General features: G+C 66.5%; 15 protein-coding genes. 9 read left to right on the forward strand and 6 right to left on the reverse strand.

Annotated elements, in window-relative coordinates; translation table 11 throughout:
* Positions 1 to 11: 11 nt before the first annotated feature.
* From AC1EJR_RS00845 to AC1EJR_RS00855, 3 genes are read left to right on the forward strand one after another with little or no spacing between them, the layout of a single operon-like run.
* Positions 12 to 1,037, forward strand: a complete 1,026-nt coding sequence (locus tag AC1EJR_RS00845; protein ID WP_477146802.1) for a formylglycine-generating enzyme family protein — start codon at positions 12 to 14, stop codon at positions 1,035 to 1,037.
* Complete coding sequence (locus AC1EJR_RS00850; RefSeq protein WP_441591247.1) at positions 1,030 to 1,812, forward strand: MetQ/NlpA family ABC transporter substrate-binding protein; 783 nt, start codon at positions 1,030 to 1,032, stop codon at positions 1,810 to 1,812. Before AC1EJR_RS00845 ends, AC1EJR_RS00850 begins: the two co-directional genes overlap by 8 nt.
* Positions 1,806 to 2,681 carry a YkgJ family cysteine cluster protein gene (locus tag AC1EJR_RS00855; RefSeq protein WP_441591248.1) on the forward strand — a complete coding sequence of 292 codons (876 nt, stop codon included), beginning with the start codon at positions 1,806 to 1,808 and terminating at the stop codon, positions 2,679 to 2,681. Before AC1EJR_RS00850 ends, AC1EJR_RS00855 begins: the two co-directional genes overlap by 7 nt.
* Positions 2,682 to 2,711: 30 nt before the next feature.
* Here the strand turns inward: AC1EJR_RS00855 and AC1EJR_RS00860 are convergent, their stop codons facing one another.
* Positions 2,712 to 3,620, reverse strand: a complete 909-nt coding sequence (locus tag AC1EJR_RS00860; protein WP_092293957.1) for a LysR substrate-binding domain-containing protein — start codon at positions 3,618 to 3,620, stop codon at positions 2,712 to 2,714.
* Positions 3,621 to 3,770: 150 nt separating this feature from the next.
* On the opposite strand from AC1EJR_RS00860, the gene AC1EJR_RS00865 reads away from it, so the two are divergent.
* Together AC1EJR_RS00865 and AC1EJR_RS00870 are read left to right on the forward strand one after the other, a co-directional pair.
* Positions 3,771 to 4,793, forward strand: a complete 1,023-nt coding sequence (locus tag AC1EJR_RS00865) for a DUF1338 domain-containing protein (RefSeq protein ID WP_441644923.1) — start codon at positions 3,771 to 3,773, stop codon at positions 4,791 to 4,793.
* A gap of 68 nt (positions 4,794 to 4,861) precedes the next feature.
* Positions 4,862 to 6,412, forward strand: a complete 1,551-nt coding sequence (locus AC1EJR_RS00870) for a M20/M25/M40 family metallo-hydrolase (protein WP_477105173.1) — start codon at positions 4,862 to 4,864, stop codon at positions 6,410 to 6,412.
* A 24-nt stretch (positions 6,413 to 6,436) separates the two neighbouring features.
* Here the strand turns inward: AC1EJR_RS00870 and AC1EJR_RS00875 are convergent, their stop codons facing one another.
* Positions 6,437 to 7,150 carry a GntR family transcriptional regulator gene (locus tag AC1EJR_RS00875; protein WP_092294381.1) on the reverse strand — a complete coding sequence of 238 codons (714 nt, stop codon included), beginning with the start codon at positions 7,148 to 7,150 and terminating at the stop codon, positions 6,437 to 6,439.
* A 136-nt stretch (positions 7,151 to 7,286) separates the two neighbouring features.
* On the opposite strand from AC1EJR_RS00875, the gene AC1EJR_RS00880 reads away from it, so the two are divergent.
* The 4 genes from AC1EJR_RS00880 (at position 7,287) to AC1EJR_RS00895 (ending at position 11,771) form a co-directional block, all read left to right on the forward strand.
* Positions 7,287 to 8,048 carry an alpha/beta fold hydrolase gene (locus AC1EJR_RS00880; RefSeq protein WP_477146803.1) on the forward strand — a complete coding sequence of 254 codons (762 nt, stop codon included), beginning with the start codon at positions 7,287 to 7,289 and terminating at the stop codon, positions 8,046 to 8,048.
* Positions 8,045 to 9,316, forward strand: a complete 1,272-nt coding sequence (locus AC1EJR_RS00885) for an iron-containing alcohol dehydrogenase (RefSeq protein WP_477113141.1) — start codon at positions 8,045 to 8,047, stop codon at positions 9,314 to 9,316. The genes AC1EJR_RS00880 and AC1EJR_RS00885 overlap by 4 nt, the downstream gene beginning before the upstream one ends.
* 139 nt (positions 9,317 to 9,455) lie before the next feature.
* Positions 9,456 to 10,835 carry an MFS transporter gene (locus tag AC1EJR_RS00890; RefSeq protein WP_092293948.1) on the forward strand — a complete coding sequence of 460 codons (1,380 nt, stop codon included), beginning with the start codon at positions 9,456 to 9,458 and terminating at the stop codon, positions 10,833 to 10,835.
* A 129-nt stretch (positions 10,836 to 10,964) separates the two neighbouring features.
* On the forward strand, positions 10,965 to 11,771 hold the full coding sequence (locus tag AC1EJR_RS00895) for a fatty acid hydroxylase family protein (RefSeq protein WP_477146804.1): 807 nt from the start codon (positions 10,965 to 10,967) through the stop codon (positions 11,769 to 11,771).
* Between the two features lie 21 nt (positions 11,772 to 11,792).
* On the opposite strand, the gene AC1EJR_RS00900 is transcribed toward AC1EJR_RS00895, so the two are convergent.
* From AC1EJR_RS00900 to AC1EJR_RS00915, 4 genes are all read right to left on the reverse strand, one after another.
* Positions 11,793 to 12,329 carry a dihydrofolate reductase family protein gene (locus AC1EJR_RS00900; protein ID WP_092293944.1) on the reverse strand — a complete coding sequence of 179 codons (537 nt, stop codon included), beginning with the start codon at positions 12,327 to 12,329 and terminating at the stop codon, positions 11,793 to 11,795.
* Between the two features lie 77 nt (positions 12,330 to 12,406).
* Entirely contained in the window at positions 12,407 to 12,748 is a 342-nt protein-coding gene (locus AC1EJR_RS00905) for a YciI family protein (RefSeq protein ID WP_092293942.1), read from the reverse strand.
* 216 nt (positions 12,749 to 12,964) lie between these two features.
* Positions 12,965 to 13,741, reverse strand: coding sequence for an aldolase (locus tag AC1EJR_RS00910; RefSeq protein WP_441591255.1), 777 nt, complete (start codon positions 13,739 to 13,741; stop codon positions 12,965 to 12,967).
* Positions 13,742 to 13,793: 52 nt separating this feature from the next.
* Positions 13,794 to 14,792, reverse strand: a complete 999-nt coding sequence (locus tag AC1EJR_RS00915) for a Bug family tripartite tricarboxylate transporter substrate binding protein (RefSeq protein WP_092293938.1) — start codon at positions 14,790 to 14,792, stop codon at positions 13,794 to 13,796.
* Between the last annotated feature and the right edge of the window lie 132 nt (positions 14,793 to 14,924).

The raw sequence follows: 14,924 nt of genomic DNA on the forward strand, positions 1-14,924 counted from the left end.
CGGCGGCGACCATGCGTATTGCATCCCGGCCGCTGGCGGCGGTCGCCGGCTTGGCCTTCGCTGCGGGGCTGGCCGCCACGGTCGGCGTGCGCGCGGTGCCGGCCATCACCGGGACTACCGCCTCGCCGCTCGGCAGCGCGCGCCAGTGCCAGACCTACGCCGGCCTGCCGGACGGCTGGCGCCGGGAGCGCACCGCCGGCATGGTCCACGTGCGCGGCGGCAGCTTCGTACCCGGCACCACGCTCGGCTACCCGGACGAGCGTCCCGCCGGCACGGCGCGCGTGGGCGCCTACTGGATCGATCGCACCGAAGTCACCAACGCCCAGTTCGCCGCCTTCGTGCAGGCCACCGGCTACGTCACGGACGCCGAGCGTGCCGGCGAGGCCGTGGTCTTCCACAAGCCGAGCGATGCCGAACTCCAGCAGCGCCCGTACGCGTGGTGGTCGATGGTGCGCGGCGCGGACTGGCGGCATCCGGGCGGGCCGGCCACCGACGTCGCCGGCAACGACAACCAGCCGGTGACGCTGGTCACGCAGGCMGATGCGCGCGCCTACGCGCAATGGCTCGGCCGCGACCTGCCCACCGAGGACGAATGGGAGTTCGCCGCCAAGGCCGGGCAGGACGGCGCCGGCCTGGAAACCGCGCCGAAGACCCCGGACGGCACGCCCACCGCCAACTACTGGCAAGGCGTGTTCCCGGTGCTCAACACCTCGCAGGATGGTTTCGACGKGCTGGCGCCGGTCGGCTGCTACGCGGCCAACGCGTGGGGGCTGCACGACATGATCGCCAATGCCTGGGAATGGACCGCCGACCCGTACACCGGCCCGCGCCAGTCGCACGCCAACGGCGACACGGCGGCGGTGGCGGCGGCCACCTCGCGCCAGCGGCGCGACGCCCGTACCGCCGTGATCAAGGGCGGCTCATTCCTGTGCGCGCCGGATTTCTGCGTCCGCTACCGCGCCTCGGCCCGGGAACCCGCCGAGCGTGACCTGCCGACCTCGCACATCGGGTTCCGTACGGTGCTGCGCGATGGCTGACCGCTTGGGGCGATTCGCCCTCTCCATATTGCTGGCGATGATCGCCGTCACCGCCCGGGCGGACGATGCCCCGCGCGTGGTGCGCCTTGGCGTGGCGACGGAAACCGACCGCGCGCTGATCGAGGCAGCGGCGCCCGCCGGCCTCGCTCAAGGCGTGCGGCTGGAAGCCGTGGCGTTTGCCGATGCCGGCAAGGCCGCCGCCGCGCTGGCCGCCGGCCAGATCGACGGCTCCGTGGCGCAGGACGCCCAGGTGGTGGCCGCCAACCCGCAGGTCTGCGCCGCCGGCTACACGGTGACTTATCCGATGGGCCTGTACGCGCAGCAACTCGCTGCGCTGCGCGAGGTGCCGGTGGGCGGCGTGGTGGCGCTGCCGGCGGACCGCGCCGGGCAGGGGCGGGCCTTGCTGCTGCTGCAACGCTATGGGCTGGTGCGGCTCGATTCGGCGGCGGGGCTCACGCCGCGCCCGAAAGACATCGTCGATAACCCGCGCAAGCTGCGCTGGCACACGCTGCCGGCCGCGCGGCTGCCCGGCGCGCTGCGCACGAGCGCGCTGGTGGCCATGCCCTATGCGACGGCGGCCAGCGCCAACCTCGCCCCGGCGCGCGACGCCATCGGCATGGAAGACGCCCGCGTGCCCTGGGCCAATGTGCTGGCCGTGCGCGCTGCGGACTGTGGGGCGGGGTGGGCCGGGGCCACGGTGGCCGCGCTCCACGCCCCGGCTGTCAAGACCTTCATCCTGGCCCGATTCAACGATTCCGTGCGCCGGCCATGGTAGAGGGCGCCACGCTGTCGTTTGACTGCACGGCCTGCGGCAAATGTTGCAACTCGCCGCCGCTGATGGCGCTGCCGGAGCTGTTCCGCCATGCCGACCGCTTTATCGGCGCGCTGGCGCTGCGGCGCATCCGCCCGCCGGTGGCCGGCACGCGCCATGCCGTGGCGGGACGGGTGGTGGAGGTGGGGGAGGAAGACGTCGCGCAGTTCCACGCCATCGCCCGCCGGCAGGGCCATGCGCTGCCCGGCGGGGAATATCTGGTCCTGATGACGCAGGCCATCGACTATCCCTCGGCTGGCCGCTGCCCGGCGCTGGCCGACGACAACCGCTGCGCCATCCACGCCGACCGGCCCGCCACCTGCGCGATGGTCCCGCTCGACGCCTGGGTGCCCGACGGCCTGCAACAGGTGGCACTGGCCGCCAAGCAGCCCGGTGGCGCGCAGTATTTGGGTGCTGATTGCATCACTGTGGGGGCGTCCCGCCCGCTGGTGCAGGCGCGTGAGGTGGTGGATGCCGGCTATCGCGCCGCGCTGGCCCGCCGCCGCGACGCCGAGGCCGATGACAAGCGCGACTGGGGCGACGCGGTGTTTCGCCTGTTGCTGCCGGAATTGCTGGGTCCGCGCGGCGACCTCGCCGCGATCCCGCCGGACGGCCAGCGCACGCTGTCGCTGGCCCCCGTACTGGCCGTGCTGGCCGCCAATGGGGCGGATGCCCGGGCGCGCTGCCTAATATATATAGGGGCCCAGCGCGCCGGCATCGCCGCCAGCGTGGCCCGGGCCCTTGCCCGGCGCCAGCCTGCCGACAAGCCGACCACGGCCCTGCTGCGCGGCTTCGACACCGCACTGGCAGCGCTGGCCAGCCGGCTGGGTTAGCCGCAGCCGGGTCCGGGCGGTCAGGACGGTTCAGGGCTCGCGCGCCGCGTCCGGCGAGAGGCCCAGCACCCAGTCGCGGAAGGCATCCAGCGCGGGCGCGTGGGGGCCGTCCTCCGGATAGGCGAAGTAGTAGCCCTGGCTCACGTCGAGCACCCGTTCCACCGGAATCACCAGCTGGCCGGTCTCCAGTTCGCGCTCGATCAGCAGGCGCGGCGCCAGCCCGATGCCCAGCCCGGCCGCCGCGGCGGCCGTCATCATCGTAAACAGCTCATAGCGCGGCCCGCGCGCCGCCGCCACGCTGTAGTCCCAGCCCTGCACCGCGTACCAGTCGCGCCACGCCTGCGGGCGCGTGCTCAGGTGCAGATGGCGGCAGTGGGCGAAGCCCTCGGCATCGGCCAGCGCATGGGCCGCCCGAAAGGCGGGGCTGCACACCGGCACCATGCCGCCTTCCCGGAAAATCACCCCGCCGCGCGTGCCCGGCCAGAACTGGTCGCCGAAGTAGATCGCCGCGTCGTAGGCGCAATCCTGGAACGAGAAGGGCTGGGAGCGGGCGCTCAGGTTGACCGTGATCTCGGGGTGCAGCCGGGCGAAATCCGGCAGGCGGGGAATCAGCCATTGGGTGGCGAAGGTCGGCACCACGGCCAACTCCAGCGTGTAGCCCTGGGTGCGGCCGGCGCTGATCTCCTGGGTGTCCCGTTCGATATGGTCCAGATGGCGCCGCACGCGCGCCGCGTACTCTCGCCCGGTTTCGGTCAACTCCAGCCGGCGCCGCACCCGGGTGAACAGCGCCACGCCGAGCCGCTGCTCGAGCAGCGCTACCTGCCGGCCGACGGCGCTCTGGGTGAGCGCGAGTTCGTCGGCGGCACGGGTGAAGCTGCCCAGCCGGGCKGCGGCCTCGAACGCGAGCAGCGCGTTCAGGTTGGGGATGTCCTTTCTCATGGCGGGCGGGGGCAGGGTGGGGCGGCAGGGGGAGAGTATAGCGACGCGGACATCGTGCGCGCGGCGCACAACGTTGTGAGCATTCGTCGCTTGTGACCCGCCCGGCGCTGCCGCTATGCTGCGGCGCAACCCCACCGTGACCACGTCCCCATGAATTCGAACATCGCCAAGCTGCTCAATGCCAACCTGGGCGCGGCCCGCGCCGCCCACCTGCTGACCCTGGTCACCATGCCCGAAGGGCTGCCGGCCGATATCGAGGGCCGCGCCACGCGCGCCGAGATCGCCCAGGCGCTCAACGTCGTGCTGTTCGGCGATATCCTGGACCGCGTGCCGACCGGCCGCGCCTACACCGACGACGTGGCCCGGGCCGGCGGCAAGGTCACCTTCGACCACGGCGCGCTGCGCACGGTGAAGTGGGCGAGCGGCGCGCTGCCCGAGGGCGAGGCCGCCTTCACGCGCATCCTGCGCCCACTCGGCTACGTGCTGAACGGCACCTATCCGCTCGACCGCATCGGCATGACCGGCCGCTCGTACGCCCATGCCGACGCCCCCGAGCAGATCGCCCAGTTCTTCCTGAGCGAGTTCCACCCGGAGCGCGAGCGCTACAGCGACGCCTTCCGCGCCGCCGTGACCCGCGTGACCGAAGCCTCCACCGATCCGCTGACCCCGCGCGCCCAGACGCTGCTATGGCAACTCGAACGCGACGGCCTCCTGGCCGTGGCGGATGGTGCCGAACTGGTCGGCCTGCTAGCCCGCTGCTTCGCCCGCCAGCACCCGGCGCCGCGTCTGGAAGACTACGAGACCCTGCTCCAGGAATCGGCCGAAATGGCGTGGATCTCCACCGAAGGCAACGCCTTCAACCACGCCACCGACCGCGTGGCCGACGTCTTCGCCCTGGCCGACGCCCAGAAGGCCCTGGGCCGTCCGATGAAGGAAAAGGTCGAGGTCTCCGGCAGCGGCCGCGTCAAGCAAACCGCCTTCCGCGCCGACCCGGTGACGCGCGAGTTCGTGGGCGCTGACGGCGAGACGGTGACGCGCCAGGTGCCGGGCTCGTTCTATGAGTTCATCACGCGGGACAGCTTCGAGGACGAAGCCGAGGCCCGCCGCAAGGTGGACCTCGGGTTTGACGCCGGGAACGCGCAGGGCATCTTCAAGATGACGGCGGCGGCCTAGGGGGCTACGGCGTAGAATCCAAGCCAAGCAGTACGGTACCCCTCCTCAAAAAAATCCAAAAGGACAAGATGAGAAACGCCTTCGCCCCCTGCCTGACCCTCCGCCTCACTCTCTGCGCGGCTGCCATCAGCCTGTCCAATCTCACAGCACACGCGGCAACTCTGGCACCCGAAGCCGCGCAGCAGCAGGCGCAGGCGAGCTACCGCGAATATCTGGACCTGCTGAGCATCCCGAATGATTCGGTGGCGCCCGAAGATATCCGGCGCAACGTGGCGTGGCTCGAGCAGGCATTCCGCAAGCGTGGCTTCACGACCCAGCCGCTGGACAATGACGGCAAGCCGATGTTGTTCGCGGAGTATCCGGGCAAGCAGGCGTCGCGCAAGACCGTCCTGTTCTATATGCACCTGGACGGCCAGCCGGTCATCCCTTCCCAATGGGCCCAGAAGAGTCCGTGGAATCCTGTGCTGAAGAAGAAGGGCGCCAATGGCGATTGGGAGGAGATMGACGTCGCCAACCTGTTCTCGGGGGCGGTGGACCCGGAGTGGCGGGTCTTCGGTMGGTCCTCGTCCGACGACAAGGGGCCGATCATGATGCTGCTGGCGGCCATCGATGCGATGAAGGCGGCCGGMACGCAGCCCGCTGTCAATATCAAGGTGATCCTGGACAGCGAAGAGGAGAAGGGTTCGCCCTCCATCGGCAAGGTGATGCAGGCCCATCGCGACCTGCTGGCCTGCGACGGCATGATCATCCACGACGGGCCCATGCACGCTACCAATCGCCCCACACTGATCTTCGGCAACCGCGGGGCAGCGAAGGCGAAGATCACCGTGTTCGGTCCGAAGGCGCCATTGCACAGCGGTCACTACGGCAACTACGCGCCGAACCCGGCGCTTCGGCTCGCGAGCCTGCTGGGTTCGATGAAGGACGAGAGCGGTCGCGTCACCATTCCGGGCTATTACGCCAAGGTCCGTCTCGGCGATGCCGAGCGCAAGATCATGGCTGCCGTGCCTGACGACGAGAAGGCGCTGAAGACCCGTATTGGCATCGCCCAAGCGGAGAAAGTCGGTGCCAATTATCAGGAGGCGCTGCAATACCCGTCGCTGAACGTGCGCGGCATGGCCGCCGCCGCGGTCGGTGACAAGGTCGCCAATATCGTGCCGGACAAGGCCGAGGCCGAACTGGATCTGCGTACCACGCCGGACTCCGATGCCGCGTACCTCGGCAAGCTGATCGAGCAGTACATCGTCAAGCAGGGCTACCACCTTGTGAAGGGCTCGCCGACCGACGAGGAACGCGCGCGCTACGACAAGCTGGCGAGCTTCTCCTACCAGAGCGAAGGGGCGGATGCGGCGGGCTCGCCGATGGACTCTCCGGTCGCGAAATGGGCGTACCAGGGCATCACCGGCACCTTCGGCACGAGCCCGGAGCCCGTCCGCATCCGCATGATGGGTGGCACCGTGCCGACGGCGGAAATCGTGAATGTACTGAAAGTGCCGTTCGTGATCGTCCCGCTCGTCAACGCCGATAACAACCAGCATGCCGCGAACGAGAATCTTCGTCTCGGGAATTATGTCAACGGCGTGCGGACGCTCTACGGGCTGATGACGGCACCGTTCTGAGTCAGGCTTTCGCTACGGGGGGCGCTATCGATGGTCCCCCAGCACCGTCGCGCGCGTAAATTCCTCGATGTTGTCCAGCAGCGCATCGAGCGCCTCGCCGGCGCCATCGACATCGCCGCGCGCAATCGCCGAGGCCACGGTGGCGTGCAGCTTCGACATCGTTGGCAGGTCCGCCGCCTCCTTGTAGTGGAGATACCAGAAGCGGCGCGACAAACCGTGCATCAGCCGCATCGACCCTTCGGCAAACTCGTTACGGGCGGCAACCAGACATAGTTCGTTGAACTCCCGGTCCGCGCGCACAAAGGCGACGTCGTCGCCGCTACGGGTTGACTGCTCGAATTCTTTCGCCAGGCGCTTGAAGTGATCGCGCTGCTCGGCCGTGGCGCGGCGTGCGGCGCAGCGGCAGATCAGTCGTTCCACTTCGCGGCGCGCCTCCAACAGGCGAAGCTGCTTGGCCACGTCCATTGGCGCGATCAGCAGGCCGCGCTGCGGCAGCACCATGATCAGGTGTTCGCGCGCCAGGCGCTGGATCGCCTCCCGGATCGGCGTGCGGCCGATTCCCGTCATCTCGCTGAGTTGCAACTCCGACACCGAGCTGCCCGGCGCCAGCTTCATCGTCACGATCGCTTCTTCCACCTGCTCGTACGCCATGTCGGTCAGCTTGCCGCGCTGGCCTGGGGTCTCTTCAGGCTCTTGTACTGGCGCGGAACGGGCGCGCGTGGCGGGTTTTGAGGTCATGGCCGAGGTAGGATGCACGGAAAACCCATTGTATATGAGTCGTACGCATCTTCTGTACACGGTGGATTTCGCCCTTGCTTCCCGTCGGCTTTCTGCTACTATCCTACTAATATATTAGATGTGTACCGGAGGCGGCATGGCGAACGAGGATGTCGTTGTCGTGGGGAAGGGGCCGATTACCGTGGTCGCCGTACATGGTATTCAGGGCACGCGGGGCGCCTGGCTGTCGCTGGCACACCAGTTGGCCGATCAGTGCACGTTCATCCTGCCGAACCTGCCCGGGCGAGGGCGGGCAAGTTCGCCCATCAGCGAGCGCGACTGCTCGCTGGACGCCTACGCCCGCGTGTTGAGCCGGGCGATTGACACCCATGTCGACGGGCCGTTCGTGCTKGCTGGATGGAGCATGGGGGTCTCGGTGGCGCTGGCGTATCTGGCACAGGCGCGCACGATGACCGCCTGGCCGTTGCCCACCGAACTGCTGCTGGTCTCGGGCACGCCGCACCTCGACGCAGTGGCGTGGTTCACCCCATCGTCACCGGATGCGCTGCTGGCAGCCATCGCGGCACGCGAGCAACGGCTCGGGCTGCGCGAGGCAGCCGACCATCGCACCGTGGCGTGGACCTGGAACGCCATCCGGCGGACGGATCAGCGTGGCGAGTTGGCCCACATCGCGTGCCCGGCGCTTGTCATCCATGGCAGCGAGGACGCCGACTGCCCGCTCAGTCACGGCGCGATGCTGGCCGACGGGATCCCACGCGCCGAGTTGCACGTCCTGCAGGGCGCCGGCCACAGCGTGCTGACCGAGCGGACCGACGACATCGCCGCGTATCTGCGCCAGCAATGGCCCATGCCGCCGGCAGCGCAGGGACACAGAACATACCCACAGGAGACAGCATGAGAGTGGAGGACCTGATCTATTTCTGCGCACCAGCGCGCCTGATCATGGGCGCCGGCAGCCGTGCGCAGTTGCCGGCGCTGCTGCAGCGGCTCGGCCATCGCCGTGGCCTGCTGGTCACGGATACGTTCTTCACCTCTGCCACGCCATGGGTCGATGAACTCGTCGCTGCCGCACGCGCGCACGGCGTGGAACTGCTGATCTATGACGGCGGGCTGCCGGATCCCACGACCACGCTCTGCGACACCGCTACGGCAGCCCTCCGCGCGCAGCTCGACGGCGTGCCTGTCGATCACGTCATCGCCATCGGCGGCGGCAGCAATATCGATCTGGCCAAGGCGCTGTGCCTGACGCTCCCCGCCGGCAACCCGGTGCGGGATTTCATTGGCATGATCGACAGCGCCACCCCCATCCTGCCGATGATCGCGCTGCCCACCACCGCCGGCACGGGCTCCGAGGCCACGCCCGGGGCGATCCTCGTCGATCCGGAGAACGCCACCAAAGTTGCCGTCATGGACAACCGGCTGAGGCCCGCCGTGGCATTGATCGATCCCGAGTTCACCTACACCTGCCCGCCGCGCGTCACGGCCGATGCGGGCATCGATGCGCTGACGCACGCGGTCGAGTCATACCTGACGCTCGACTCCGCCCGTTTCGACCGGGGCGGGGACGCTGACCCCGGCTACAGCGGCCGCAATGCCCTGACGATGTTGTTCGCGCATGAATCGATCCGGCTGTGCAGCCGGTATCTGTTGCGCAGCTACCAGCGCGGCGACGACACCGAAGCGCGCATCGGCATGAGCCAAGCGAGCCTCTATGCCGCGTTGTCATATGGCAGTGCCGGCCTCAACGCGGTGCATGGCATTGCCTATGCCGTCGCCGGGCTGACGCATCGCTCGCACGGCACGACCAATGCAGTGATGCTGCCTTACGTGCTCGACGCCCTGCGCGACGTGCGCAGTGACGAGATGCTTGCCGTGGCCCGCCTGTTTGGGATCGAAGACACCGACCCCGATTCGGCCGTGGCGCGCCTCCCCGTCCTGGTGCGCGATCTGGTCCGTGATCTGGGCATCCCCACAACCCTGCAGCAGTGCGGCATCGCGCAAGACGACCTGGCGGCGCTGGTGAAGGACGCCCTTGGCGTGACGCGCCTCGCCAAGGCGTTTCCCGTGCCGGACGTGCCGGCGCGCTATGCCGCCATCGTCCAGCATGCCTGGCACGGCGATCTCTCCGCCGAAGCCCCGCACATGGCACCGCGCCGCGCGGCATAGCACGACATTTCCGATGGACCGAACGCTGCCGCTTCGCACGGCATGCCGTAAACCATAACTTGAACATCAGCGATGTCCAACTAATATATTACGAAAGCGCGCCGGCAAAGAGCGCGATTCACCTACACAGGAGACAACCATGGATATGTCAGCAGGCGCCCTCAGGCTGGAGGCCGGCGTAGCGGCGCGGCTGGAACGATTGCCAATGACGGGCTACCAGCGCTCGTTGTTCGGCATCATCGCCACCGCGTGGTTTTTCGATTCGATGGACCTCGGCCTCATGACGTTCGTGCTCGGTTCGATCAAGGCCGAGTTCGGCCTGACCGCCGCGCAGGCCGGCATGCTCGCCAGCTCAAGCTTCCTGGGCATGTTCCTGGGCGCGGCCATCGCCGGCCTGCTGGCGGATCGCTTCGGCCGCAAGCCCGTGTTCCAGGTCAGCATGATCTTCTGGGGCGTGGGCAGCCTGATGTGCGGGCTGGCGGACAACGTGACGACGTTGATGCTCTACCGCGTCCTGCTTGGCTTCGGCATGGGCATGGAGTTCCCGATCGGCCTGTCGATGGTGTCCGAAATCGTGCCGGCCAAGAGCCGGGGCAAGTACGTTGCCATCCTGGAAGGGTTCTGGCCGATCGGCTTCATCGCCGCCGGCGCGATGACGTACTTCCTGCTGCCGATGATCGGCTGGCGCGGGATCTTCATCGCACTGGCCGTGCCGGCCGTATTTGTATTCGTGGTGCGTCGGATGGTGCCCGAATCGCCGCGCTGGCTCGAAGATGTGGGCCGCAAGCGCGAAGCCGACGCCGTGATGGCAGGCATCGAACAGCGTGTGGAACGTGCCTGGGGCCGCGCCCTGCCGCCGGTCGCGGCGACCTACCGGAGCCCGCAGCCGACAAACCGGAAGGCGCGCTTCATGGAACTCTGGTCAGGCCCCTACGCGCGCCGCACGATCATGCTCTGGTCGGTCTGGTTCTTCGCGCTGCTCGGCTATTACGGGCTGACCACCTGGCTCGGGGCGTTGCTCCAGCAGGCTGGCTATGCGGTGACGAAGTCCGTGCTCTACACGGTCTACATCTCGCTGGCGGGCATTCCCGGGTTCATGTTCTCGGCATGGCTGCTCGAGAAATGGGGCCGCAAGCCAACCTGCGCGCTGATGCTGCTCGGCAGCGCCGTCGCCGCGTATGCCTATGGCCAGGCGGCGGTGCACAAGGTGCCGGTGGAGCAGCTCATTGCCGCCGGGCTGTGCATGCAGTTCTTCCTGTTCGGCATGTGGTCAGTGCTCTACGCCTACACCCCGGAACTCTATCCCACGCGCTCTCGCGCCACCGGCTCGGGCTTCGCCTCGTCGATCGGCCGAATCGGTTCGCTGGCGGGCCCCTACCTGGTTGGCGTGCTGCTGCCGGTGACCGGGCAGGGCGGGGTGTTCACGCTGGGAGCGCTGTCCTTCGCCGTGGCAGCCGCGATGGTGCTGATGCTGGGCGTCGAAACACGCGGCAGGGCACTGGAGGAAGTCTCTCAATAACGATTTCGCCGCGCGGCCCGCGAGCCGCGCCCTGACAGCGCCCCTGTGCGACAGGGGCATTTTTTGGATCGCCGCCTTTTTATATCCAACTGATATGTTAGTGCGGCGGACTTTACCGGAGATGCAATCATGATGACTGAACGCCAACGCCAGTTCAGGGAGCAGTACAAGGCCGACATCAGCCCGCTTTACAACGGGTTGCTGCACATCACCGTGATCTACGGCGTGGGCATCGCCGCGCTGTACTGGGCCATCCAGCACCTGCACGGCGTCACATGGGAATGGACTTTGATCCTGCCGGTGTTCCTGGCCGGGAATTTCGTCGAATGGTTCATGCACCGCTACGTCATGCACCGCCGGATCGACGTGTTCGCGCTGCGCGCCATCTACGAGCGCCACACGCGTCAGCATCACCAGTACTTCACCGACCAGGAAGCCACGATCGATACCACGCGCGAGTTCCGCATCGTGTTCTTCCCGTGGCGCGTACTGGCGACGCTCGGCGTGGGTGGCGGCGGGCTGGGCTATCTGGCGTCCCTGATCTTCAACGCCAACGCCGGCTACTTCGTCTTCATCACGATGGTGGCGCAGTACGTGATCTACGAGACGTTCCACTACTGCTGCCATGTGCATGACAACTGGTTCGTGCGCAACATGCCGTTCGTCAACACCATCCGGCGCCACCATACCGCCCATCACAACATGGGCATCATGATGAAGTACAACATGAACCTGACGTTCCCGATCGCGGACTACATCATGGGCACCTCGGACCTGCGCCGCGGCCTGATCGGGCACCTGTTCAACGGCTACAGCGAGGCGCACGTCAAGGAAGAACTGAAKCCGGTCATCCAGAAATTCCGCACAGACCATTCGCGGGTGACGCTCGACGGCCCGCTGCTGGACGACGAGGAGCGCCGCGCGATGGCGGCTTGACTGCCGGGCCGCTCCCGGTAATCAGCGCAATACGCGATAGGTCGACTGCACCAGGCCGGATGGAAAGTGCCGGCTTGACTCGAGCGCCAGACTTACGTCTTGCGGCAGGGCGCCGAACAACGGTATGCCGGTCCCGATCAGCACCGGGACCGTAGTCACCACCATGTCAGCGATCAAACTGTCGCGCAGGAACGACTGGACCACCTGGCCGCCGTCGACATAGACGCGGCGCACGCCTTCGCTCGCGAGTTGCGCCATCGCGTCCGAGGGCGTGCAGTTCGAGAAGCGCACCTTCCCCTGCAACGCTTCCGGCACCGGCGTGCCGGCCAACTGACGGGATAGCACCAGCACCGGTCTGTCGTAAGCCCATTCCCCCATGGTGAGGACCTTTTCATAGCTCCCCCGGCCCATCACGATCGCATCCTTGTCGGCGATGAAGCTCGCGTAGCCATGGTCTTCCGAGGGGTCGTCCCGCTCCAGAAGCCAACCGATATCGCCATCGGGACGGGCGATAAAGCCATCAAGGCTGGTGGCAATAAAGACGTGTCCTGTAATCATCAATCACTCTACTGTTCTATCAAGAATCGATGGAGGTTGACTGCCCTGGCGAACCCCGTGGGTACGGGCCTTGCCCGTCAGCTCTCCGGGTCATACCCAAACTCGCGGAGTTCCTGCGAGCAGCGGCAAGCTTTGGCGATCTTAGCGGCCCACTGGATGGCGGCTTCGCGCGATGGAAGCTCCAGGACACAGAAGCCGCCGTCGAACTCCTCTGTCTGGGGATAGGTCTCGTTTGTGACCGCGCCGTCTGAAGCGACCATGAGTGGTGCGACATTATCGTTGATACCACCACCGAACACGTACACGCCTGCGGCCTTCGCCTCGCGTATGACCTCGCGCGCAGCTTCGCCCACGGCGGCCAAATCCTCGGCGGGGACTGCCATCGCCCTTGCAGGAAAGGAGATCAGGTATTTCGCCATTGTTCGGTCCCTCGTTTGACGATGTACGGCAGAGTATGCACCTCTTGCCTGCGCCGTTACTCACGATATACGACTGTCTTTGCCATTGAACGATGGAATGCAAAAGCACAGCCACCGTTTGCGCACGGGGTCCGGATGGCGTGACGGTGGCGTTTCTCCAGCCGCCCCGGAAACCGCCKACGATCCGACGAAACGTTGAACGGCCGCGCCTCCGCTTCAATCCGCCGGCAGTTCGCGACGGGCGCGGCGGGAATAGTAGGCGAACGTCGCTTCGAACCGCTTCTGGGTACTCACCCAGCGTTGCGCTTCACGACCCAGTTCCGGCGGAATCGGCTGAATCTCCCCCGCCGCCATCGCCAGGAGCTGCAGGCGCGCAGCACGTTCGAACATCACGCCCAACACGCAAGCTTCTTCCACCGACGCACCAGCAACCAGAAGACCGTGGTGTGACAGCAAGATCGCCTTTTTGTCGCCGAGCGCTTTGGAGATGATTTCGCCTTCTTCATTGCCAACCGGGATACCGGGCCATTTTTCGAGGAATGCCGTCTGGTCGTAGAGGACGCAGGTGTCCATGTGGGAGATGGTCAGGGGAACCTCGAGCATGGCAAGCGCAGAGGCATGCGGCGCGTGGGAATGAACGATGCAGTTCAGGTCCGGACGCGCGCGATACAGCCAGGAATGGAAGCGGTTGGCAGGGTTCGGCATGCCGTTCCCGGAAAGCACTTCGAGATCCTCATTGACGAGCAACAGGTTGTCCGCGGTGATTTCGTCGAAGCCAAGACCCAGGCGCTGCGTGTAGTACGTGCCGGGCGCCTCGGCCCGCGCGGTGATCTGGCCCGCGAGCCCGGAATCGTGACCGAACGCGAACAGGACTCGGCAGGTTTCCGCGACGGCCTCGCGCAGGGGCATCTTGTCAGCCCGGAGTTCCGTCTGCATCGTCTTGAGCGAAGCGGCGACGATCTCGCTTTTGCTCATTTGCATTGTGTCAGCCATGGTGTGTCCTTTCTGGGATGTGCTGGAGAGTATGGTGAATACGAAGCGGCTTTTACTTTGTCTTGTCGGCCGCGCCGAGCAGCGCCGACCATCGCTGATTCTCTTCTTCGATCAGCTTTCGGAATTGTTCAGGCGTCGAGGCCATTGGCTCGGTGCCTTGAGCGACCAGCGTGGCCTTGAACTTCGGATTTGCCGTGACGGTGCCTACCGCCGCATTGAGCTTCTTCACGATGGCGGGGTCGAGTCCCGCTGGTCCGATCAGCCCAGCCACCGAGCCTGACACCAGCGTCGGGAACCCCAGTTCGGTAGTCGAAGGAACCTGGGGTGCAGTGGACAGCCGGCGCGGATTCGCTACGGCGAGCGCGCGAAGCTTGCCCGAGGTGACGAACGGCATGACTTGAGGTGTCGCCTCAAAAGTCATGTTCACCTGTCCCGATACGACATTGGTGACGGACTCGGCGCCGCTCTTGAATGGCACATGGAGAAACTCGATTCTTGCCGCGTCCTGAAGCACGCGCATCCCTTGATAAGGCGAGCTACCGACGCCAGCGGTTCCAACGCTCACGGAATCTGGTTTGCGCTGGGCAAGCTTGATGAGATCGGCGAGCGTATTTGCCGGGACATCGGCACCCACCACGACCAGATGCGGTGTTGAGCCCACCAGGGAGATGTAGGTGAAGTCCTTCGCGCTGTCGAAGTTGACCTTGATGTCCGTGTGAGGATTGACGGCCAGGATGCCGACCGTGGTGAACATCAAGGTGTAGCCGTCCGGCCGTGCGCGCCGGACAAAGTCCGCCGCAATGTTCCCGCCCGCGCCCGGACGGTTTTCCACAACGATGGATTGACCGAGTTGCTCGGAAAGGGCCTTACCCGTGGCGCGGGCCACGAGGTCTGTAATGCCTCCCGCGCCAAACGGGACGACCAGGGTAATGGGCTTGTCGGGAAACTCTGCCGCGTGACCGGCAAGGGGTGCACTCAACAGTACGGCAGCGGAAAGGGTGACCACGAACGTCAGGTCACGACAGCGGGGGCGGCTGGGACTCACTTGCATTCTCCTTGGGGATATTGGAAACAAGTGTGTCTAGAATGACACCAAAGTGTCATGTGTGCAACTGCGTTGTCGTGAAAACGTTCGGCCCTTACAATTGCGGTCTGTGGAAGCGCCTGTGCAGGCGCTTTGGAA

The sequence above is a fragment of the Cupriavidus sp. 05T42 genome (genome assembly GCF_056396345.1).

Excerpts from the sequence above, each read along its gene's own strand:
- AC1EJR_RS00885 (WP_477113141.1), top strand. The coding sequence starts at position 8,045 with ATGAGAGTGGAGGACCTGATCTATTTCTGCGCACCAGCGCGCCTGATC.
- AC1EJR_RS00850 (WP_441591247.1), top strand. The coding sequence starts at position 1,030 with ATGGCTGACCGCTTGGGGCGATTCGCCCTCTCCATATTGCTGGCGATG.
- AC1EJR_RS00910 (WP_441591255.1), bottom strand. The coding sequence starts at position 13,741 with ATGGCTGACACAATGCAAATGAGCAAAAGCGAGATCGTCGCCGCTTCG.
- AC1EJR_RS00900 (WP_092293944.1), bottom strand. The coding sequence starts at position 12,329 with ATGATTACAGGACACGTCTTTATTGCCACCAGCCTTGATGGCTTTATC.
- AC1EJR_RS00890 (WP_092293948.1), top strand. The coding sequence starts at position 9,456 with ATGGATATGTCAGCAGGCGCCCTCAGGCTGGAGGCCGGCGTAGCGGCG.
- AC1EJR_RS00865 (WP_441644923.1), top strand. The coding sequence starts at position 3,771 with ATGAATTCGAACATCGCCAAGCTGCTCAATGCCAACCTGGGCGCGGCC.
- AC1EJR_RS00875 (WP_092294381.1), bottom strand. The coding sequence starts at position 7,150 with ATGACCTCAAAACCCGCCACGCGCGCCCGTTCCGCGCCAGTACAAGAG.
- AC1EJR_RS00915 (WP_092293938.1), bottom strand. The coding sequence starts at position 14,792 with ATGCAAGTGAGTCCCAGCCGCCCCCGCTGTCGTGACCTGACGTTCGTG.
- AC1EJR_RS00905 (WP_092293942.1), bottom strand. The coding sequence starts at position 12,748 with ATGGCGAAATACCTGATCTCCTTTCCTGCAAGGGCGATGGCAGTCCCC.
- AC1EJR_RS00855 (WP_441591248.1), top strand. The coding sequence starts at position 1,806 with ATGGTAGAGGGCGCCACGCTGTCGTTTGACTGCACGGCCTGCGGCAAA.